23 protein-coding genes are annotated in these 20,073 nt (G+C 74.8%); 18 read left to right on the top strand and 5 right to left on the bottom strand.

Annotated features, from left to right (window positions below):
* Window positions 1-6: 6 nt before the first annotated feature.
* From ACF1ED_RS09685 to ACF1ED_RS09670, 4 genes are read left to right on the top strand one after another with little or no spacing between them, the layout of a single operon-like run.
* Window positions 7-1,173 (top strand): acyl-CoA dehydrogenase family protein, encoded by a 1,167-nt coding sequence (locus tag ACF1ED_RS09685; protein WP_391758351.1) that lies wholly within the window; start codon window positions 7-9, stop codon window positions 1,171-1,173.
* Window positions 1,170-1,958 (top strand): SDR family oxidoreductase, encoded by a 789-nt coding sequence (locus tag ACF1ED_RS09680; protein WP_391758349.1) that lies wholly within the window; start codon window positions 1,170-1,172, stop codon window positions 1,956-1,958. The genes ACF1ED_RS09685 and ACF1ED_RS09680 overlap by 4 nt, the downstream gene beginning before the upstream one ends.
* Window positions 1,955-2,575 carry a TetR/AcrR family transcriptional regulator gene (locus ACF1ED_RS09675; RefSeq protein ID WP_391758347.1) on the top strand — a complete coding sequence of 207 codons (621 nt, stop codon included), beginning with the start codon at window positions 1,955-1,957 and terminating at the stop codon, window positions 2,573-2,575. Before ACF1ED_RS09680 ends, ACF1ED_RS09675 begins: the two co-directional genes overlap by 4 nt.
* Before the next feature lie 2 nt (window positions 2,576-2,577).
* Window positions 2,578-3,735: an acetyl-CoA C-acetyltransferase gene (locus ACF1ED_RS09670; RefSeq protein WP_391758345.1), complete on the top strand. Its 1,158-nt coding sequence runs from the start codon at window positions 2,578-2,580 to the stop codon at window positions 3,733-3,735.
* A 174-nt stretch (window positions 3,736-3,909) separates the two neighbouring features.
* Here the strand turns inward: ACF1ED_RS09670 and ACF1ED_RS09665 are convergent, their stop codons facing one another.
* Genes ACF1ED_RS09665 through ACF1ED_RS09650 form a run of 4 tightly spaced genes read right to left on the bottom strand, consistent with a single transcriptional unit; the run spans window position 3,910 to window position 7,368 of the window.
* Window positions 3,910-4,974: an NAD(P)H-dependent flavin oxidoreductase gene (locus ACF1ED_RS09665; protein WP_391758343.1), complete on the bottom strand. Its 1,065-nt coding sequence runs from the start codon at window positions 4,972-4,974 to the stop codon at window positions 3,910-3,912.
* Window positions 4,971-5,753, bottom strand: coding sequence for a CoA-transferase subunit beta (locus ACF1ED_RS09660; RefSeq protein WP_391758341.1), 783 nt, complete (start codon window positions 5,751-5,753; stop codon window positions 4,971-4,973). Before ACF1ED_RS09660 ends, ACF1ED_RS09665 begins: the two co-directional genes overlap by 4 nt.
* Complete coding sequence (locus tag ACF1ED_RS09655; protein ID WP_391758753.1) at window positions 5,750-6,598, bottom strand: CoA transferase subunit A; 849 nt, start codon at window positions 6,596-6,598, stop codon at window positions 5,750-5,752. The genes ACF1ED_RS09660 and ACF1ED_RS09655 overlap by 4 nt, the downstream gene beginning before the upstream one ends.
* Window positions 6,599-6,612: 14 nt before the next feature.
* Window positions 6,613-7,368, bottom strand: coding sequence for an enoyl-CoA hydratase family protein (locus tag ACF1ED_RS09650; protein WP_391758339.1), 756 nt, complete (start codon window positions 7,366-7,368; stop codon window positions 6,613-6,615).
* A gap of 79 nt (window positions 7,369-7,447) precedes the next feature.
* On the opposite strand from ACF1ED_RS09650, the gene ACF1ED_RS09645 reads away from it, so the two are divergent.
* The 8 genes from ACF1ED_RS09645 (at window position 7,448) to ACF1ED_RS09610 (ending at window position 13,365) form a co-directional block, all read left to right on the top strand.
* On the top strand, window positions 7,448-8,227 hold the full coding sequence (locus ACF1ED_RS09645) for an SDR family oxidoreductase (protein WP_391758337.1): 780 nt from the start codon (window positions 7,448-7,450) through the stop codon (window positions 8,225-8,227).
* Between the two features lie 16 nt (window positions 8,228-8,243).
* Window positions 8,244-9,155 carry an SDR family oxidoreductase gene (locus tag ACF1ED_RS09640; protein ID WP_391758335.1) on the top strand — a complete coding sequence of 304 codons (912 nt, stop codon included), beginning with the start codon at window positions 8,244-8,246 and terminating at the stop codon, window positions 9,153-9,155.
* A 247-nt stretch (window positions 9,156-9,402) separates the two neighbouring features.
* The gene (locus ACF1ED_RS09635) at window positions 9,403-9,543 is read left to right on the top strand and encodes a hypothetical protein (RefSeq protein WP_391758333.1); all 141 of its coding nucleotides are present in this window, start codon (window positions 9,403-9,405) and stop codon (window positions 9,541-9,543) included.
* Between the two features lie 26 nt (window positions 9,544-9,569).
* On the top strand, window positions 9,570-10,727 hold the full coding sequence (locus ACF1ED_RS09630; protein WP_391758331.1) for a Rieske 2Fe-2S domain-containing protein: 1,158 nt from the start codon (window positions 9,570-9,572) through the stop codon (window positions 10,725-10,727).
* A 1-nt stretch (window position 10,728) separates the two neighbouring features.
* Entirely contained in the window at window positions 10,729-10,968 is a 240-nt protein-coding gene (locus ACF1ED_RS09625; protein WP_391758329.1) for a hypothetical protein, read from the top strand.
* A complete protein-coding gene (locus tag ACF1ED_RS09620; RefSeq protein WP_391758327.1) occupies window positions 10,949-12,007 on the top strand; it encodes a 2Fe-2S iron-sulfur cluster-binding protein in 1,059 nt (352 codons plus the stop codon). The genes ACF1ED_RS09625 and ACF1ED_RS09620 overlap by 20 nt, the downstream gene beginning before the upstream one ends.
* Window positions 12,008-12,116: 109 nt before the next feature.
* A complete protein-coding gene (locus tag ACF1ED_RS09615; protein ID WP_391758325.1) occupies window positions 12,117-12,893 on the top strand; it encodes an SDR family oxidoreductase in 777 nt (258 codons plus the stop codon).
* A gap of 25 nt (window positions 12,894-12,918) precedes the next feature.
* On the top strand, window positions 12,919-13,365 hold the full coding sequence (locus tag ACF1ED_RS09610) for an SRPBCC family protein (protein ID WP_391758323.1): 447 nt from the start codon (window positions 12,919-12,921) through the stop codon (window positions 13,363-13,365).
* Here the strand turns inward: ACF1ED_RS09610 and ACF1ED_RS09605 are convergent.
* The gene (locus tag ACF1ED_RS09605) at window positions 13,349-14,248 is read right to left on the bottom strand and encodes an IclR family transcriptional regulator (protein WP_391758321.1); all 900 of its coding nucleotides are present in this window, start codon (window positions 14,246-14,248) and stop codon (window positions 13,349-13,351) included. The two genes, ACF1ED_RS09610 and ACF1ED_RS09605, sit on opposite strands and share 17 nt — an antisense overlap.
* Window positions 14,249-14,441: 193 nt before the next feature.
* Between ACF1ED_RS09605 and hsaA (ACF1ED_RS09600) the strand changes: the two genes are divergently transcribed.
* From hsaA (ACF1ED_RS09600) to ACF1ED_RS09575, 6 genes are all read left to right on the top strand, one after another.
* Complete coding sequence (hsaA, locus tag ACF1ED_RS09600) at window positions 14,442-15,611, top strand: 3-hydroxy-9,10-secoandrosta-1,3,5(10)-triene-9,17-dione monooxygenase oxygenase subunit (protein ID WP_391758319.1); 1,170 nt, start codon at window positions 14,442-14,444, stop codon at window positions 15,609-15,611.
* A gap of 105 nt (window positions 15,612-15,716) precedes the next feature.
* On the top strand, window positions 15,717-16,883 hold the full coding sequence (hsaA, locus tag ACF1ED_RS09595) for a 3-hydroxy-9,10-secoandrosta-1,3,5(10)-triene-9,17-dione monooxygenase oxygenase subunit (protein ID WP_391758317.1): 1,167 nt from the start codon (window positions 15,717-15,719) through the stop codon (window positions 16,881-16,883).
* A 13-nt stretch (window positions 16,884-16,896) separates the two neighbouring features.
* Window positions 16,897-17,766 carry a 4,5:9,10-diseco-3-hydroxy-5,9,17-trioxoandrosta-1(10),2-diene-4-oate hydrolase gene (gene hsaD, locus ACF1ED_RS09590; protein ID WP_391758315.1) on the top strand — a complete coding sequence of 290 codons (870 nt, stop codon included), beginning with the start codon at window positions 16,897-16,899 and terminating at the stop codon, window positions 17,764-17,766.
* Window positions 17,767-17,796: 30 nt separating this feature from the next.
* A complete protein-coding gene (locus ACF1ED_RS09585) occupies window positions 17,797-18,690 on the top strand; it encodes a VOC family protein (RefSeq protein ID WP_391758313.1) in 894 nt (297 codons plus the stop codon).
* The gene (locus ACF1ED_RS09580; RefSeq protein WP_391758311.1) at window positions 18,678-19,160 is read left to right on the top strand and encodes a flavin reductase family protein; all 483 of its coding nucleotides are present in this window, start codon (window positions 18,678-18,680) and stop codon (window positions 19,158-19,160) included. Before ACF1ED_RS09585 ends, ACF1ED_RS09580 begins: the two co-directional genes overlap by 13 nt.
* The gene (locus ACF1ED_RS09575; RefSeq protein ID WP_391758309.1) at window positions 19,160-20,029 is read left to right on the top strand and encodes a MaoC/PaaZ C-terminal domain-containing protein; all 870 of its coding nucleotides are present in this window, start codon (window positions 19,160-19,162) and stop codon (window positions 20,027-20,029) included. The genes ACF1ED_RS09580 and ACF1ED_RS09575 overlap by 1 nt, the downstream gene beginning before the upstream one ends.
* Window positions 20,030-20,073: the final 44 nt, after the last annotated feature.

Genomic DNA, 20,073 nt, shown 5'->3' with positions numbered 1-20,073 from the left:
ACCGCCATGAGCAACGTCGAGGAGTTCCGCAGGGAGGTCCGCGGCTGGCTGCGGGCCCACCTCACCGGCGAGTTCGCGTCCCTGCGGGGCCGCGGCGGCCCCGGACGCGAGCACGAGGCACACACCGAACGCCTCGCCTGGGAACGGCACATGGCCGCCCACGGATGGACCTGCGTCGGCTGGCCGAAGGAGTACGGCGGCCGCGGCGCGACCCTGGAGGAACAGGTCGCCTTCCACGAGGAGTACGCCCTCGCCGACGCCCCCGCGCGCGTCGGCCACATCGGCGAACAGCTCCTCGGGCCCACCCTCATCGCCTTCGGCACCCCCGCCCAGCGGGCCCGCTTCCTGCCCCGGATCGTCGCCGTCGACGAACTGTGGTGCCAGGGCTACTCGGAGCCCGACGCCGGCTCCGACCTCGCGGGCGTCCGCACCCGCGCCGAGCGCGACGGCGACGACTGGGTGGTCACCGGCCAGAAGGTGTGGACCTCAGGCGCCCACGAGGCCGACTGGTGCTTCGTCGTCGCCCGTACCGAACCCGGCTCCACCCGCCACCACGGCCTCTCCTACCTGCTCGTCCCGCTGGACGCCCCCGGCGTCGAGGTCCGGCCCATCGTCCAGCTCACCGGCACCTCCGAGTTCAACGAGGTCTTCTTCGACGGGGCCAGGACCCGCGCCGGCCACCTCGTCGGCGCGCCCGGCGAGGGCTGGAAGGTCGCCATGGCCACCCTCGGCTTCGAACGCGGCGTCTCCACCCTCGGCCAGCAGGTCGGCTTCCGGCGCGAACTCGAAGCCGTCGTCGAACTGGCCCGGCGCAACGGCGCCGCCGCCGACCCGGTCGTCCGCGACCGCATCGCCCGCGCCTGGACCGGCCTGGAGACCATCCGCTTCAACGCCCTGCGGATGCTCGGCGGCGTCGCCGCCGGAGCCCCGGGCCCCGAAGCCTCCATCAACAAGATCTTCTGGGCCACCTGGCACCGCGAACTCGGCGAACTCGCCATGGACGTCTGCGGCGCCGACGGCATGCTCGCCGCCGGGGAACCGTACGACCTCACCGACTGGCAGCGCCTCTTCCTCTTCTCCCGCGCCGACACCCTCTACGCCGGGTCCAACGAGATCCAGCGCAACATCATCGCCGAGCGCGTCCTCGGCCTGCCCAAGGAGGCCCGCCCGTGACCGGCACCCCGCCCCCCTACGTCCCCGGCCACGGACTGCTCGCCGGCCGGACCGCCGTCGTCACCGCCGCCGCGGGCGCCGGCATCGGCGGCGCCACCGCCCGCCGCCTCCTGGAGGAAGGCGCCCGGGTCGTCCTCTCCGACGCCCACGCCCGCCGCCTCAAGGAGTCCGAGGCCGCGCTGACCGCGGAGTTCGGCACGGACCGGGTCGCCTCCCTGCCCTGCGACGTCACCGACGAGACCCAGGTCGCGGCCCTCCTCGACCTCGCCGAGGAACGGCACGGACGCCTCGACATCGTCGTCAACAACGCCGGACTCGGCGGCACCGCCGACCTCGTCGACATGACCGACGAGCAATGGGACAAGGTCCTCGGCGTCACCCTCGACGGCACCTTCCGCTGCACCCGGGCCGCCCTGCGCCGGATGAAGGCCGCGGGCACCGGCGGCGTCCTCGTCAACAACGCCTCGGTGGTCGGCTGGCGCGCCCAGAAGGGCCAGGCCCACTACGCCGCCGCCAAGGCCGGCGTCATGGCCCTCACCCGCTGCGCCGCGCTGGAGGCCGCCGCGTACGGCGTGCGGGTCAACGCCGTCTCCCCGTCCCTCGCCATGCACCCCCACCTGGTGAAGGTCACCACCCCCGAACTCCTGGAGGAACTCACCTCCCGCGAGGCCTTCGGCCGCTACGCCGAGCCGTGGGAGGTGGCGAACGTGATCGTCTTCCTCGCCAGCGGGTACTCCTCCTACCTCACCGGCGAGGTCCTCTCGGTCAGCAGCCAGCACCCGTGAGACCGGCACCCGGACGGCGCCGCCAGATCCTGGACACGGCGGCCGAGGTGTTCGCCGCCCAGGGGTACGACGCCACCACCGTCCGCCAGATCGCGGACGCCGCCGGCCTGCTCGCCGGCAGCCTCTACCACCACTTCGACTCCAAGGAGTCGATGCTCGACGAGATCCTCTCCGGCTTCCTGGACGACCTGTGGAGCCGGTACGACACCGTGCTCGCCGCGGCGCTCCGCCCCCGGGAGAGCCTGGCGGCCCTCGTCACCGAATCGTTCCGGGAGATCGACCGGCACCGCGCCGCCGTCGCCATCTACCAGAAGGAGTCCCGGCACCTCACCGACCAGCCGCGCTTCGGCTACCTCGCCGGCGCCCAGCGGAGGTTCGAGCGGGCCTGGCTCAGGACCCTGGAGTCCGGCGTGGCCTCCGGGGACTTCCGCACCGACCTCGACGTCCGGCTCGCCTACCGCTTCGTTCGCGACACCGTCTGGGTCGCCGCGTCCTGGTACCGGCCGGGCGGACGGCACAGCCCGGAGGAGATCGCCCGCCAGTACCTGTCCATGGTGCTGGAGGGGGTCGCCCTCCGCGACAGCCACCGGACGCACGACCACACGACCAAGGAGTGACCATGGCCGAGGCCTACATCGTCGAAGCGGTACGCACCCCGGTCGGCCGGCGAGGCGGCGGACTCTCCGCCGTGCACCCCGCCGACCTCGGCGCGCACGCCCTCAGGGCCCTGATGGAACGCTCGGGCGTCGACCCGGCCGCCGTGGAGGACGTCGTCCTCGGCTGCCTCGACACCGTCGGCCCCCAGGCCGGAGACATCGCCCGCACCTGCTGGCTCGCCGCCGGACTCCCCGAGGAGGTGCCGGGCGTGACCGTGGACCGGCAGTGCGGCTCCTCCCAGCAGGCCCTGCACTTCGCCGCCCAGGGCGTCATGTCCGGCACCCAGGACCTCGTCGTCGCCGGCGGCGTGCAGAACATGTCGATGGTGCCCATCGCCTTCGCCAGCCGCCAGGCCGCCGCCCCGCTCGGCCTCACCGAGGGCCCGTACGCCGGCTCCGCGGGCTGGCGGGCGCGCTACGGCGACCAGCCGGTCAACCAGTTCCACGGCGCCGAGCTCATCGCCGAGAAGTGGGGCATCACCCGCCGGGACATGGAGGAGTTCGCGCTCCGCTCGCACCGGCGGGCGGTCCGCGCCATCGACGAGGGCCGCTTCGCGCGCGAGGTCGTCCCGTACGGCGACGTCACCACCGACGAGGGCCCGCGCCGCGACACCTCCCTGGAGAAGATGGCCGGCCTGAACCCGGTGGTGGAGGGCGGCCGGATCACCGCCGCCGTCTCCTCCCAGGTCTCCGACGGCGCCTCCGCGATGCTCCTGGCGAGCGAGCGCGCCGTGCGCGAGCACGGGCTCACCCCGCGCGCCCGGATCCACCACCTCTCGGTGCGCGGCGAGGACCCGATCCGGATGCTCTCCGCCCCCATCCCGGCGACGGCGTACGCGCTGAAGAAGGCCGGCATGACCCTCGACGACATCGACCTCGTCGAGATCAACGAGGCCTTCGCCCCGGTCGTCCTCGCCTGGCTGAAGGAGACCGGCGCCGACCCGGAGAAGGTCAACGTGAACGGCGGCGCCATCGCCCTGGGCCACCCCCTCGGCGCCACCGGCACCAAGCTGGCCGTCACCCTCCTCCACGAACTGGAGCGCACCGGAGGCCGCTACGGCCTCCAGACGATGTGCGAGGGCGGCGGGCAGGCGAACGTGACGGTCATCGAGCGGCTGTAGGGAACGGTGGGCGCTCCCCACCGGCCGGCCGGAGGCCGGTGCGGGCGCCCGCAGCCCGGCCGGCCCCCTGGGAGCGGGGCGGTGGCGGGGCGGTGCGCGGTGCGGGAGGCAGGCGCGCGATGCGTCCGCCGGGGTGGCCCCACCCCGGCGGACGCATCGTGCGCGCGGGCCCGTTCAGCCGGCGCGGGGCAGCGCGCGGAGCGCGGCCGCCGCCTCGGCCATGACGCGGTCGACGAGCTCCGCGCACGAGGGCAGGTCGTCGATCAGGCCCGCGACCTGGCCGGAGGCCATCACGCCGAGGTCGGTCCGGCCGTCCACCATCGACGCCTTGAGCATCATCGGGGTGTTGGCGGCGAGCAGGACCTGACCCCAGGTCAGTTCCTTGCCGTGCTTCATCGCGAGGCCGTCCCTGACCATCCGGGACCAGCTCGTGCCGGACTCCCGCCGGAAGGCGGCGGCGTGCCGGACGGCCCGCAGCAGCGACGCGGCCCGCCCGGAGCGCTCCAGCGCGTCGACCAGTTCGGTGCGGAGCATCCGGTGGGGCAGCCCGTCGACCTTCGTGGTGACGGTGACGTCGGCGACCGCCGCCGCCAGGTAGCGGGCCTTGACCGCGTCGGGGACGGTCGAGTCGGAGGTGAGCAGGAAGCGGGTGCCCATGGCGATCCCGGACGCGCCGTACGCCAGCGCGGCGACCAGCCCCCGGCCGTCGTGGAAGCCGCCGGCGGCGATCACCGGGATGTCGACGGCGTCCACCACCTGGGGGAGCAGGACGGTGGTGGCGACGCTTCCGGTGTGCCCGCCGCCCTCCCCGCCCTGCACCACGACCGCGTCGGCGCCCCACGCGGCGACCTTCTCCGCGTGCCGGCGGGCGCCGACGGAGGGGATCACGACGACCCCGGCGTCCTTGAGGCGGGCGATCAGCTCCCGCGAGGGGGCGAGCGCGAAGGAGGCGACCCTCACCCCCTCGTCGATGATGATCCGGACCCGCTCGCCGGCGTCGCCCGCGTCGGCCCGCAGGTTCACGCCGAACGGCGCGTCCGTACGGGACCTGACCTCGCGCACGGCGGACCGCAGCTGCTCGACGCCCATGGTCGCCGAGGCCAGGACGCCCAGCGCGCCCGCGTTCGCGGCGGCGGACACCAGCCTCGGTCCCGCGACCCATCCCATGCCGGTCTGCACGATCGGGTGCCGCACCCCGGTCAGCGCGGTGAGGGGGGTGGCGAGGGCGGCGTCGCTCATGCGCGGACCTCGCGGTCCCGCAGCCCGCGGGGGTCGATCTCCTCGCGGATCAGCCGCAGTTCCTCCGCCGTGGGGGCCCGGGTGTACGGCACCTCCTCGGGCACGGCGAGCGCGAAGCCGGTCGCCTCCCGCACCTGTGCGACGGTGACGCCGGGGTGCAGCGAGCGCAGCCGCATCGTGCGGTCGGGGGTCTCGAAGTCGAAGACGCCCAGGTCCGTGATGACGCCCGGGAGACGGTGGTAGCGGGTGGCGGAGGGCCCGGCCGCCGCGGCGCGGTCGTAACCGACCCCGCAGACCATGTCGACGCGCTCGACGAAGACCCGGGGCGAGTGCCGGGGGACCCAGTAACTCGTGGGGTTGTTCAGGGTGTTGACGGGGGCGCCGCGGACGCCGAGGAGTTGGCGGGCCGGCCGTTCCCAGTCGCCGATGCAGCTGATGTTCTGGTTGCCGTGCCGGTCGAGCTGGCTGGCGCCCATCATCACGTGCCGCCGCCCGGTGGCGACCAGGGCCAGGTGCTGCCGGTAGGGCAGCCAGCCCTCCACCACGCCGGGCGCCGCGCCGACCGCCGGCACGTCGCCCATGAGCAGCGCCTCGCCGTCGGTGAGCAGCAGGCCGGGGGCGAAGGTGAGCCGGGCCAGCCGGGCGCCGATCACCGGCACCGTGCCCATGGGACTGGCCAGCACCTCGCCCGCGTCGCGCCACGCCTCGGCGCAGGCCACCACGCAGTACTCGGCGCGGGTGACGGCCGGGGCCGCCGTGGGCGTGTCGGTGCCGTTCATGCTTCCTCCTCGTGGAACGCCGCCACCGCGGCCTGGTACGCGTCCTCGTCGCCGGACAGGAACCGTGCGGTGAACTCCCGCCACGCCTCGGGATCGCGGGCGGCCGCGACGTAGTGGCGCTGGAAGGCCTCGTCCCGGTCGTGGTCGGGGGCGCAGGAGGTGAAGTGCGCGCCGTTCGGCGTCTCGACGACCCCGTCGACGAAGGCCCGCTTGAGCAGCAGCGTCTGCGGCCCCGCGTCCTTGAGCAGGTCGGAGGTCTCCACGATCCGCTCGCAGGAGACGTACGCCGTGTCGGCGGCCTCGCAGAACAGGTCGTCGAAGTACGGGTCGGGCCCCAGGTACTGGCCGTTGCCGTGGACGTCGGCGCGGTTGAGGTGGACCAGCGCCGCGTCCAGGCGCAGGGCGGGGACGGCGACGAGCTCCTCGCGGTCCGCGTACGGCGAGGTGACGGTCCGCAGCGAGGGGTTGACGGTCATGACGTCGGAGGCGAGCCCGGCCCGGATCGGCATGAAGGGCAGCCGGTGCACGGCCGCCGTCAGCCCCCACATCATCATCGCCTCGTCCAGCTCCACCAGTTCGAACGCGCCGCGCTGGCGGGCCGCGACGAAGTGCGGCTCCAGCGGGACGGAGTCGAGCGTGGCGAAGGCCGCGACCAGCTTGCGGATCTTGCCCGCGGCGGCGAGCAGGCCGACGTCCGGCCCTCCGTACGAGACCACGGTCAGGTCCGTGAGGTCCGAGCGCAGCAGCGCGCGGACCAGGGCCATCGGCTTGCGCCGGGAGCCCCAGCCGCCGATGCCGATGGCCATGCCGCTGCGGAGCCGGCCCACGGCCTCCTCGGCGGTCATCGTCTTGTCCCCGCTCACGACTGCTCCTCCCCGTCCGTGCCGAAGGTGTCGCGGACCTCGTCGGCGACCCCGCTGAGGTTGGCCTCGAAGGTGAAGCCCTGCTCGAAGCGGTAGCTGCGCCGGACGTCCACCGGGTCGATGCCGTTGATGGCCGCCTTGGCGAGGCGGACGAGCCGCCCGTCCTTGGCGGCGATCTCCCGGGCCAGCTCCAGGGCCGCCTCGCGCAGCCCGGCGCGCGGGACGACCCGCCACACCGAGCCGTGCCGGCGCAGCTCCTCGGCGGTGACCGTGCGGGAGGTGTAGTAGAGGGTCCGCATGAGGTGCTGGGGGACCAGCCGGGCGAGGTGGGTGGCGGCGCCGAGGGCGCCCCGGTCCAGCTCGGGCAGGCCGAAGACCGCGTCCTCGGAGGCGACGATCGCGTCGGCGTTGCCGACCAGGCCGATGCCGCCGCCGAGGCAGAAGCCGTGCACGGCCGCGACCACCGGCACCTCGCACTCGTAGACCGCGGCGAAGGCCTCGGCGCAGCCGTGGTTGGCGCCGAGGATCGCCTCGGGGCCGGTCGCGCGCTGGAGTTCCTTGATGTCGACGCCGGCGTTGAAGCCGCGGCCCTCTGCGGTGAGCACCACGCAGCGCGTCTTCGGGTCGGCGCCCGCGGCGCGGACGGCGGCGGCGAGGTCGTGCCAGCCCCGGACGGGGAGGGCGTTGACCGGGGGGAAGTCGACGGTGACGACGGCGACGCCGTCGTCCGGTGCGGAGGTGGAGACACCCATGAGCAGATCAGCTACCTTTCCACCAAACGTTTGTTAGGTGGAAAGGTAGCAGCGGTTCGCCCGCTGCGGGAGGTGTCCCTTGGCAGTGACCATCGATCTGTCCGGCTCCGTCGCCGTCGTCACCGGCGGCACCCGGGGCGTCGGCGCCGGCATCACCCGGGCCCTGCTCGAAGCCGGGGCGGAGGTCGTGACCTGCGCCCGGCGGGCCCCCGACCGGCCCGTCACGGCGGCGGGCCGCACCGCCCGCTTCCTCCCCGTCGACCTGCGCGACCCGGCCGCCGTGGACGCCCTCTTCGACCGGGTGCGCGACGACCACGGGCGCCTCGACACCCTCGTCAACAACGCGGGCGGCACCCCCTACCGCACCCTCGCCGACGGCGACGCCGACCAGCACGCCCGGGTCGTCGCCCTGAACCTGGTCGCCCCGCTGACCGCCTCCCTCGCCGCCCACCGGGTGATGACCCGGCAGGACGGCGGCGGCTCGATCGTCATGGTCGGCAGCGTCAGCGGCACCCGCCCGTCACCGGGCTCCGCCGCGTACGGCGCCGCCAAGGCCGGACTGGAGAACCTGGCCCGCTCCATGGCCGTGGAATGGGCCCCGCTCGTCCGGGTCAACACCCTCGTCCTCGGCATGGTCCGCACCGAACTGTCCCACCTGCACTACGGAGACGAGGACGGCGTCGCCGCTGTCGGCCGCACCGTGCCGCTCGGCCGGCTCGCCGCCCCCGCCGACATCGGCGACGCCTGCGTCTTCCTCGCCTCCGACCGCGCCGCCTACATCAGCGGCGCGGCCCTGCACGTCCACGGCGGAGGGGAGCGCCCCGCGTTCCTCGACGCCGCCACCGTCAACCAGCCCTGAAAGGCAGGACCCCCACATGACCGGACTCTGCGCGGAACGCGTCGTCGTCGTCACCGGAGCGGGCCGCGGACTCGGCCGCGCCCACGCGCTCGCCTTCGCCGCCGAAGGGGCGAAGGTCGTCGTCAACGACCTCGGCGTCGGCCTCGACGGCACGGGTGCCGGCACCGGCCCCGCCCAGGACGTCGTCGACGAGATCACCGCGGCCGGCGGGGAGGCGATCGCCCACGGCGGCGACATCGCCACGACGGACGGGGCGGCCTCGCTGGTCGCCGCCGCCGTCGACCGCTTCGGCCGCCTCGACACCCTCGTCAACAACGCGGGCTTCCTCCGCGACCGGATGCTCGTCAACCTCGGCGAGGACGACTGGGACGCCGTCATGCGCGTCCACCTCAAGGGCCACTTCCTGCCGCTGCGGCACGCCGCGGCCTACTGGCGCGCCGAGTCCAAGGCGGGGCGCGGCCGCCGGGCCCGGGTGATCAACACCAGCTCGGGCGCGGGACTGCTCGGCAGCGTGGGCCAGGGCAACTACGCCGCCGCCAAGGCCGGGATCCTCGGCCTCACGCTCGTCGCCGCCGCCGAGATGGGCCGCTACGGCGTCCAGGTCAACGCCATCGCGCCCGCCGCGCGGACCCGGATGACCGAGCAGACCTTCGCCGACACGATGGCCGCCCCCTCGGGCCCCGGCTTCGACGCCATGGCCCCCGAGAACGTCTCGCCCCTCGTCGTCTGGCTCGGCTCCGACGCGGCGGCGGGGGTGACGGGGCGGGTCTTCGAGGCGGAGGGCGGTCGCATCACCGTCATGGAGGGCTGGCGGCCCGGCCCCACGGCCGACAAGTCCGCGCGCTGGACCCCCGCGGAGGCCGGCGAGGCCGCCCTCGACCTCCTCGCCGCCTCCGAAACGCCCCAGCCGGTGTACGGCGTACGCTGACGTCCCGCCGCCCCGTGGCGTACCGCCCCCGCTGCCGCCCCGTCGCGCCCCGCCGTACCGTGGCGCACCGCCCCCGCTGCGGCCCCGTCGCGCTCCGCCGTCCCGTCGTGCCCCGCGCCCCCGTCCCCTCCCGGGGCGCGGCCCGCGCGGGGTTTCCCGGTCAGTGGGAGCGGGGGCTCCCGGGGGGCGGCGGGGGCGGCCTAGCCTCGCCGGACACGGCCCCAACCGCCCCCGGGAGGGACCCGTCATGCTCACGGACCGCCGGCGGCACGAGGCGGCCGAGCTGCTCCGCTCCGCCGAACGCGACGCCACGCCGACCGTCCCGCCGAGCGAGGCGCACCCCGGCAGCGACGGCCTCGCCCTCGAACCCGCCGCCGCGCGCGGCTGAACCCACGACACACCAGGGAGAACGTGATGACTGCTCTCAACGACGAGGCCAGGGTCATCGAGGCCGGCCGCCCGCCCACCCGCTTCGCCCGGGGCTGGCACTGCCTCGGCCTCGCCGACGCCTTCAAGGACGGCGAACCGCACGAGATCGAGGCCTTCGGCACCAAGCTCGTGGTCTTCCGGGGCCGGGACGACGGCGCCCTGCACGTCCTCGACGCCTACTGCCCGCACATGGGCGGCAACCTCGCCCACGGCACCGTCAAGGGCGACGCCGTCGCCTGCCCCTTCCACGACTGGCGCTGGTCCGGCGACGGCCGCTGCGCCGGCATCCCGTACGCCCGCCGCGTCCCGCCGCGCGCCCGCACCCGCTCCTGGACCACCCTGGAGCGCAACCGCCAGCTCTTCGTCTGGCACGACCCCGAGGGCAACCCGCCGCCGGACGACGTCACCCTTCCCGAGATCGAGGGCGTCCACGGCCCGGACGCGGGCGAGTGGAGCGACTGGACCTGGAAGACGGCACGGGTGGACGGCTCGAACTGCCGCGAGATCGTGGACAACGTCGTGGACATGGCGCACTTCTTCTACGTCCACTACGCCTTCCCGACGTACTTCAAGAACGTCTTCGACGGGCACGTCGCCACCCAGTACATGGAAAGCGCCCCGCGCGGGGACATGGATCTGGGCAACCTCAGTTCCCCGCTGCGCTCCGACGCCTCGTACCACGGCCCGTCCTACATGATCGACCACGTGTGGACCGAGGTGGCTCCCGGCGTCGAGATGGAGATGGTGCTGATCAACAGTCACTACCCGGTCAGCCCCGACAGCTTCGTCCTCCAGTACGGGGCGATCGTCAAGAAGCTGCCCGGCATGACGGACCAGGAGGCCGCCGAGGCCGCCCGGAGCCTGATCGGGGGACTGGAGACCGGCTTCGAGCAGGACATCGAGATCTGGCGGAACAAGACCCGGATCGACAACCCGCTCCTCACCGAGGAGGACGGGCCCGTCTACCAGCTGCGCCGCTGGTACGAGCAGTTCTACGTCGACGTCGCCGACGTCAAGGACGAGATGGTCCGGCGCTTCGAGTTCGAGATCGACACCCGGCGGGCCAACACCGCCTGGCGCGCCGAGGTCGACGAGAACCTGGCCCGCCGCGCGGCGGCGGAGACGGAAGCCGGAGCCCCCTGACATGCGACCGGTCCAGTGCGCGGCCTGCGGCAACCAGGTCCTGTGCGAGAAGTTCAGCCCCGCCCACACGTCCGTGCAGTGGACCGCCGACGCGGCCGTCGTCTGCGCGGAGTTCCGCGAACGCGTCGGACAGGGCGCGAGCAGCGCCCGGATACGGACCTGCCGGTCGCTGCGGGCGAGCATCGACCGCGCGGTCGCCGACGGGACCCTGGAGGCCGGCGATGTCCGTGTCGACGTCTGAGCCGGAGGCCCCGGCCGGCCGCACCCACCGGCTGCGGATCGTCGAGGTCGTCGCCGAGACGCCCGACGCCCGCAGCCTGGTCCTGGAGCCGGCCCCGGAGAGCGCGGACCGCTTCGCCCACCGGCCCGGGCAGTTCCTCACCCTGAGGCTGCCCGGCCCGGACGGCGGCCCCGTCGCCCGCTGCTACTCCCTGGCCAGCTCGCCGCACACCGGCGAACCGCTCAAGGTCACCGTCAAGCGGGTGGCCGGCGGATACGGCTCCAACTGGGTCTGCGACCACCTGGCCGCGGGCGACGAGGTGGAGGCGCTGCCCCCGGCCGGCACCTTCACCCCGGACTCCCTCGACCGCGACCTGCTGCTCGTCGCCGGAGGCAGCGGCATCACCCCGGTCCTCTCCATCGCCAAATCGGTGCTCGCGGCGGGCCGAGGCCGGGTCACCCTGCTGTACGCCAACCGCGACGAGACCTCGGTCATCTTCCGCGACGAACTGCGCGCCCTGACCGCCGCCCACCCCGAGCGGTTCCTGGTGCTCCACTGGCTGGAGACGCTCCAGGGCCTGCCGGTGCCGGACCGGCTCGCCGCCGCGCTCGTGCCGTACGCCGGCCGGGAGGCCTTCGTCTGCGGGCCGGGCCCGCTCATGGACGCCGTGGAGCGGGCGCTGCGCGCGCTCGGCGCACCGGGCGAACGCATCCGCCGGGAGCGGTTCTTCTCCCTGTCCGGGGACGTCTTCGACGCCCCCGGCCCGGTCGCCGCACCGGACGGGGGCGGCGGCGAGGTGACCGTGGAGCTGGACGGCGAGACCCGTACGGTCCCCTGGCCGCCGGGCACCCCGCTGCTCGACGCGCTCCTCGCGGCCGGGGTGGACGCGCCGTACTCCTGCCGCGAGGGCGCGTGCAGCGCCTGCACCTGCCGGGTCGTCACCGGCGAGGTGGGGATGGCCCGCAACGAGGTCCTGGACCACCGGGACCTCGCCGACGGCTACGTCCTCGCCTGCCAGTCCCTCCCGCTCACCGACCGCGTCGGGATCACCTACTCCTGAACCCCCGGGCCCGGAGCGCCCGGAGCTCCCGGCCTCCGGAAACCGACGGACGCCCGGACCCCTGCCCCCACCCCAACCCCAACCCCCGCCCCCGACGAGGAGCGTCCCCATGTCCCGTACCTATCTGGTCACCGGAGCCCTCTCCGGCATCGGAGCGGCGACCACCGCCCTGCTGCGGCGCCAGGGCCACACCGTCCTCGCCGCCGACCTGGCGGGCGGCGACATCGCCGCCGACCTGTCCACCCCCGAAGGCCGGGCCGCGCTCGTGACCCGGGCCGGGGAACTCACCGGCGGCCGGCTCGACGCCGTCGTCGCCTGCGCGGGCGTCGCCCACTTCGACCCGGTCACCCTCCGGGTCAACCACTTCGGTGCCGTCGCCACCCTCGAAGGACTGCGCCCGCTCCTCGCCGGGGGCAGCCGGCCGAGGGCCCTCGTCGTCGGCTCCGTCGACGCCGTGCACCCCACGGACCCGGCGATCGTGGCGGCGGCCGACGCGCACGACGAGACCGCGGCGGTGGCCGCCGCCCGGGCTGCCGTCGACCGCGGCGAGGGCCACCTCGTCTACTCCTCCTCCAAGGCGGCCGTCTCCCGCTGGGTCCGCCGCACCGCCCCCGGCGACGCCTGGGCCGGCGCGGGCATCCCGCTCAACGCCGTCGCCCCGGGCGTCGTCCTCACCCCGCTGACCCGCCCCCTCCTCGACGACCCCGCCACCCTGGCCCTCGTCGAACGGGCCGTCCCCATGCCCCTGCACGGCCACTCCCGGCCCGAACAGCTCGCCCCGCTCATCGCCTGGCTCACCTCGCCCGAGAACGCCCTCGTCACCGGCCAGATCGTCTTCGCGGACGGCGGCGCCGACGCCGTCCTGCGCGGCGACCGCGGCTGGTGACGGCGACCCCGCCCCGGAGGCACCCATGCGTCCCCGCACCCTCGAACGCTCCGTCGTGATCGCCGCCGACCCGGACGCCGTCTGGGCGGTGGCCGGCGGCTTCGCCGGCCTCGCCGACTGGCACCCGCACCTGCCGCCGCTCACGGTGGAGGACGGTGCCGACCCCGAAGTCCCCGGCGCCGTCCGCGCCTTCGCCCTGGACGGCGCGGTGGTCGCCCGCGAGCTGCTGCTCGCCCACGACCCCGCCGCCCGCCACTACCGCTACCGGCTCCTCGACCCGCGGGCGCTGCCCGTGGAGGAGTACGTGGCGACGCTCGCCGTCGTCCCGCACCCCGACGGCGCCGAGGTCCGCTGGTCCGCCGTCTACACCGCCCCGGACGAGGTGGCGGCCCGGGTCGAGGCCGGCTTCGGCGACGGCGTCTACGCCGCCGGCCTCGCCGCGCTCCGAGAACGCCTCACATCCACTCGCTGAACCGCAGCCAGGCCATCATGTTGTCCATCGACGGCTGCGGCACACCCGCCGCGGCCGTCGCCCCCACCGGCTGCGGCCGCTGCTCCGGCAGCCGGCCGGGACCGAACATCGACTGCCACACCGAGCGCGCGCAGCCGCGCACCACCGGCGCGATCCGTTCCAGCTCCCGGTGCACGCCGTGCCCGCAGACCGAGACCGCCGCGACCGCCCGGCCCGCGCCGCGCAGCGGCGCCGCCACGCAGAAGACCCCCCGGAACCCCTCCTCCTGGTCGAAGGCCACCCCGCGCTCGCGGACCAGGGCCAGCTCGGCCCGGAAGGGGTCGGGGCGGGTGATCGTCCGGGGGGTGCGGGGCCGCAGCCCACCGCGTATGACCTGCTCCACCACGGCGGCGTCGCTGAACGCCAGGATCGCCTTGCCCGAGGCGGTGCAGTACGCCGGCTGGCGGCCGCCCGTCCGCGAGGGCACGACGGAGTCGTCCGAGCCGCCGATGCGCTCCAGATAGACCACCTCGGGGCCGTCCAGCACCGTGAGGTGCACCAGGTGCCCGGTCGCCTCGTGCAGGGCGTGCAGATGGGGCAGGGCGGCGCGGCGCAGCCGGTTGTGGTGCGAGGCCGTCGCGCCGAGCTCCAGCATGCCCATGCCCAGCCGGTAGTCGCGCCCCTCGCGCTCCAGCCAGCGCAGCTGCACCAGCTGGTCCAGGATGCGGTGCGCGGAGGACCGCCGGATCCCGGACCGCTGCACGACCTCGGTGAGCGTCAGGCGCGGGCCCGCGCTCTGGAAGGCGCTGAGCACCTTCGCCGCCTTCTCCAGCAGCGACAGCGGCGGCACGGCGGCACCGTCGTCCTGGGCGGCCAGGACGGGCTCGGCGGCACGGGTCGTCATCGACACCTCCCCCACGGACGGCGCGGCGGCCCGAGGCCGAGCCGCGTCCGTAATCTCCGGTATTGCGTGGAGATTGCCAGAGGGGCGCGGGTACGGGAAGGGGGTGTTCCGTCTCGGAACGGTAACGCGTAGGTTCCCTCTCGTCACCCCAGGAGGAGCCCACGGTCCGGGCCCCGGATCCGAGAGGCACCCCATGCGCGACCACGACGTCCTCGTGGCGGTCCGCGCCCTCGCCCCCGCCCTGCGCGAGCGCGCCGCCGAGGCCGAGGAGCTGCGCCGACTGCCCGACGCCTCCGTCAAGGAACTCGCGGACACCGGCTTCTTCCGGCTGCTGCGCCCCCGCGCCCACGGCGGACTCGCCGCCGCCCCCGACGTCTTCCACACCGCCGTCCACGAACTCGCCCGGGCCTGCGGCTCCACCGGCTGGACCGCCGCCCTCCTCGGCGTCCACCCCTGGTACGTCGCCCAGCTCGACCCCCGCGCCCAGCACGACGTGTGGGGCGACGACCCCTCCGCCCTGATCTGCTCCTCGCACGCCCCCACCGGCACCGTCACCCCCGTCGACGGCGGCTACCGGCTCGCCGGCCGCTGGCACTTCGCCGCCGGCGCCGACCACGCCGGCTGGGCCCTGCTCGGGGGACTCGTCAGCGACGCCGACGGCCGCCCGCTGGACATGCGGACCTTCCTCGTCCCCCGCACCGACTACCGGATCGACGACGTCTGGGACACCGTCGGCCTGCGCGGCAGCGGCAGCAACGACCTCGTCGTCACCGACGCCCTCGTCCCCGCCCACCGCACCCTCGGCTACGCCCCCGTCACCTCGCTCCGCTGCCCCGGGCACGAGGCCAACCCCGAGCCCGTCTACCGGCTGCCCTACGCCGCCCTCTTCACCACCACCGTCTCCACCGTCATGGTCGGCATCGCCGAGGGCGCCTACGAGCACCACGTCGACGGCGCCCGCGCCCACCCCGCCCTCCCGCACGGCCGGCGCGTCGCCGAGGACCCCTTCGCCCAGGTCCGCATCGCCCGCGCCGCCGGCGAGATCGACGCCGCCCGCCTCCAGCTCGCCCGCAACACCGCCGAGCTGTACGAGACGGCCCGCGCCGGCCGCGACCCCTCCCGCGCGCTGCGCGCCCGCACCCGCCGGGACCAGGCCCTCGCCACCGAACGCGCCCTCACCGCCGTCGACCTGCTGCGCGAGAACGCCGGCGGCAGCCCCCTGCGCAGCGGCGGCGACGTCCTCGCCCGCGCCTGGCGCGACCTGCACACCGGCCGCGGCCAGGCCGCCAACGACGTCGAGCGCGCCCTCGCGCTCTTCGGCCGGGACGCCGTCGGCCTCGACGTCCAGGACCCCATGCTCTGAACCCGCGCGCCCTTCCCGCTCAGTGGGAGCGGCGCGTTCACCCCGGCGACGGCTCCCCGTACGGTCCTGGCATTCCCCCACCACGACCCGAAAGGGGATGCCCCCATGGCCGACGACGTCCTGGCAGCCGTCCGCGACCTCGCCCCCGTCCTGCGCGAACGCGCCGCCGAGGCCGAGGAGTCGCGCCGCGTGCCCGACGCCTCCGTCAAGGAACTGGAGGACACCGGCTTCTTCCAGCTGCTCCAGCCGAAGGCCTTCGGCGGCGCCGCCGCCGACCCGGTGGTCTTCTACACGGCCGTCAAGGAGATCGCCAAGGCGTGCGGATCCACCGGCTGGGTCGCCTCCGTGGTCGGCGTCCACCCCTGGCACGTCGCCCTCTTCGACCCCCGCGCCCAGCAGGAGGTCTGGGGCACCGACCCCCGGACCCGGATCGCCTCCTCGTACGCCCCCACCGGCAAGGCCGCCGCCGTCGACGGAGGCTTCCGCCTCTCCGGCCGCTGGCACTTCTCCTCCGGCTGCGACCACGCCCGCTGGGCCCTCCTCGGCTGCCTCGTCACCGACGCCGAGGGCAAGCCGGTCGACATGCGCACCTTCCTGATCCCGCGGGCCGAGTACCGGATCGACGACGTCTGGGACACCGTCGGCCTGCGCGGCACCGGCAGCAACGACATCGTCGTCGACGACGTCTTCGTCCCCAGGCACCGCGCCCTCAGCTTCGGCCCCGTCACCGCCCTGGACGTGCCGGGCCACGCGCTCAACCCCGAACCCGTCTACCGGCTGCCCTACGCCGGCGTCTTCACCACCACCATCGCCACCCCGATCGTCGGCATCGCCGAGGGCGCCTACGACGCCTATGCCGAGGCCACCCGGAAGCGCTTCCGCGTCTCCTACGGCCAGCAGGTCGCCGAGGACCCCTTCGCCCAGGTCCGCATCGCCCGCGCCGCCGGCGACATCGACGCCGCCTGGCTCCAGCTCACCCGCAACGTCGGCGCCATGTACGACCTGGCCGGACGCGGCGAGGAGATCCCCATGGAGCTGCGCACCCGCACCCGCCGCGACCAGGTCCTCGCCACCGAACGCGCGGTCGGCGCGGTCGACCTCCTCATGGAGAACGCCGGCGGCAACGCCATGCGCACCGGCCCGCACGCCGTCCAGCGCGCCTGGCGCGACGCCCACACCGGCCGCGGCCACGCCGCCAACGACCCCGAGCGCGCCCTCCTCATGTACGGACAGTGCGCCCTCGGCATCGACATCCAAGACACCATGGCCTGAGGGGCAGCCGCAGATGACCGAGCTCACCCACGCGTCGACCTCCCGCACCGCCGAGGCCGCCGGCCTCACCCTCCACTACCACGAGGCCGCGCCCCCCGGCCGGCCCGACGCCCCCGTCGTGATCATGCTGCACGGCGGCGGGCCCGGCGCCTCCGGCTGGAGCAACTTCGGCGGCAACCTCCCCGTCCTCGCCCGGCACTTCCGCACCCTCCTCGTCGACCAGCCCTGCTACGGCCGCTCCGACAAGCCCGTGCTCGACCGGGACTACTTCAGCTACAGCGCGCACGCCGTCGCCGCCCTCATGGACGAACTCGGCATCGAGCGCGCCCACTTCGTCGGCAACTCGCTCGGCGGCGGGACCGCCGTCCGGCTCGCCCTGGACCATCCCGGGAAGACCGACAAGCTCCTCCTCATGGGCCCCGGCGGCGTCTCCGTCAACCTCTTCGCCCCGGACCCGACCGAAGGCATCAAGCGGCTCTTCGAGTTCAACGCCGCCCCCGAGCCGACGAAGGAACAGCTCCGCGCCTTCCTCTCCGTCATGGCCCACGACCAGTCCGTCGTCACCGACGCGCTGGTCGAGGAGCGGTGGGCCTCCGCCACCGACCCCGAGACCCGGCTCGGCGCCGCCCGCATGGCCGCCTCCTTCGCCGAACCCGAGTGGGCCGAGGCCGCCATGCTCTGGCGCGAGGCCCACCGGATCACCCGGCCGGTGCTGCTCACCTGGGGCCGCGAGGACCGCGTCAACCCGCTCGACGGCGCCCTCGTCGCCCTCAAGACCATCCCCGACGCGCGCCTGCACGTCTTCCCGCACTGCGGCCACTGGGCCCAGACCGAACGGGCCGACGAGTTCAACCGCCTCGCCGTCGACTTCTTCACCCACTGACCTCCCTCCCACCCAACCCAGAGGTGCCCCATGGACGTTCGCGCACTCGGCTACCTGCGCCTGGAGACCACCCGCCTCGACGAGTGGCGCCGCTACGCCCTCGACATCCTCGGCATGGCCGAGGCCCCCGGATCCACCGACACCACCCTCCTGCTGCGCGTCGACGACCGCGCCCACCGCATCGCGATCCGGGCCGGCGACGGCGACAGGCTGCTCGCCGCCGGCTGGGAGCTCGCGAACGCCACCGCCCTCGCCGAGGCCGCCGCCGCACTGGAGGCGGCCGGAGTCGCCGTCAAGACCGCCGACGCCGACGAGCTCGCCGAGCGCCGCGTCCAGGGCCTGATCCACCTCACGGACCCGTGCGGCAACCCGCTGGAGCTCTACTGGGGCCAGGCCCAGGACCACACCCCGCTGGCCACCCCCTACGGCAACCGCTTCGTCACCGGAGACCTCGGCCTCGGCCACGTCGTCCTGCCGGCCCCGGACATCGAGGCCGCCCTCGACTTCTACGAGAAGCTCCTCGGCTTCCAGCTCCGCGACTCGATGAAGCTGCCGCCGCAGGCCGTCCCCACCGCCGCCGAACAGCGCGACTTCCACTGGATGCACTTCCTCAGCCCCAACCGCCGCCACCACAGCCTCGGCCTCTACCCCGGCGCCCTGCCCCCCGGCATCGTGCACTTCATGGTGGAGCTGGAGACCCTCGACGACGTCGGCCTCGGCCTCGACCGCACGCAGGCCGCCGGCATCCCCATCGCCTCCAGCCTCGGCCGCCACACCAACGACCGCATGGTGTCCTTCTACGCCCAGGCCCCCGGCGGCTTCCAGGTCGAGTACGGCTGGGACGGCCTGATCGTCGACCCCGCCACCTGGGTCGCCAAGGAGATCACCGCCGACAGCGTCTGGGGCCACCGGTGGAACGGCTGATCGACCCCGCCCGCTTCCGGGACGTCCTCGGACGCTTCGCGAGCGGCATCACCGTGGTGGCGGGGCTCGACGACGGCGGACCCGTCGGCTTCGCCTGCCAGTCCTTCGCCTCCCTCTCCCTCGACCCCCCGCTGGTGATGCTCGCCGTCGGCAGGTCCTCCACCAGCTGGCCGAGGATCGAACGGGCCGGCCGCTTCTGCGTCAACATCCTCGCCGAGGACCAGCGGACCACCTGCGCCGCCCTCGGCCGCAGCGGCCCCGACAAGTTCGCCGGCGTGCCCTGGCGGGTCAGCGACCACGGCACCGTCCGCGTCGACGGCGCGCTCGCCCACGTGGAATGCGCCCTGCACGAGGTGTACGAGGCCGGCGACCACCACCTGGTCACCGCCCACGTCGTCGCCCTCGACGCCGGCGAGGACGGCCGGCCGCTGCTCTACTACCGCAGCCGCTACGCCGTCGGAGCCTTCTGATGCCCCTCGACCCCGAGAGGGCGAAGGCCGCGCCCCCGGTGCGGACCGAGGTCTCCTGGGACGACCGCGCCGTGCGCCTCTACCACCTGGCGCTCGGCGCGGGCCTCCCCGAGACCGACCCGCGCGAACTGCGGTACGTGTACGAGGGCCACCCGGACGGCCTCCGGACCCTGCCCACCTTCGGCGTCGTCGCCGGCGGCACCGGAGGCGTCGGCTTCCAGGTCTTCGACCTGCCCGGCGTCGACCTCGACCTCGCGCGGGTCCTGCACGGCGGCCAGGAGATCACCGTGCACCGCCCGCTGCCGCCCGCCGCCCGCGCCACCGCCGTCACCCGGCTCACCGACGTGTACGACAAGGGCAGCGGCGCCGTCCTCGTCCAGGAGTCCACCCTCCTCGGCGAGGACGGCGCACCCCTCCTCACCCAGCGCAACCACGTCTTCGCCCGGGGCGAGGGCGGCTTCGGCGGCGACCGCGGCCCCACCGACCGCCTCCCCGCCCCGGACCGGGAACCCGACCTGGTCCTGGAGCTCCCCACGCTCCGCCGGCAGGCGCTGCTCTACCGGCTCACCGGCGACTGGAACCCGCTCCACGCCGACCCCGCCACCGCCCGCCGGGCCGGCTACGACCGGCCCGTCCTGCACGGCCTGTGCACCTTCGGCATGGCCGTCAAGGCCGTCACCGACCACCTGCTCGACGGCGACGCAGGCGCGGTCACCGGCTGCCGCACCCGCTTCGCCGGGGTGTTCTTCCCCGGCGAGACGCTGCGGCTGCGGATCTGGCACACCGCCGACGGACACCGGCTGATCGCCACCGCCGCGGACCGCGACGACGCCCCCGTCCTCACCGACGCCCGCGTCACCGCCCGCTGAACCGGCGCCGCCCGCCGGAGCGAAGACCACACGAGGGAGAACGC

This window comes from Streptomyces sp. NPDC014656 (assembly GCF_043084305.1).
Taxonomy (GTDB): Bacteria; Actinomycetota; Actinomycetes; order Streptomycetales; family Streptomycetaceae; genus Streptomyces.
Note: the sequence above shows the minus strand (reverse complement) of the source record. Positions and strands in the feature narration are given on the sequence as shown.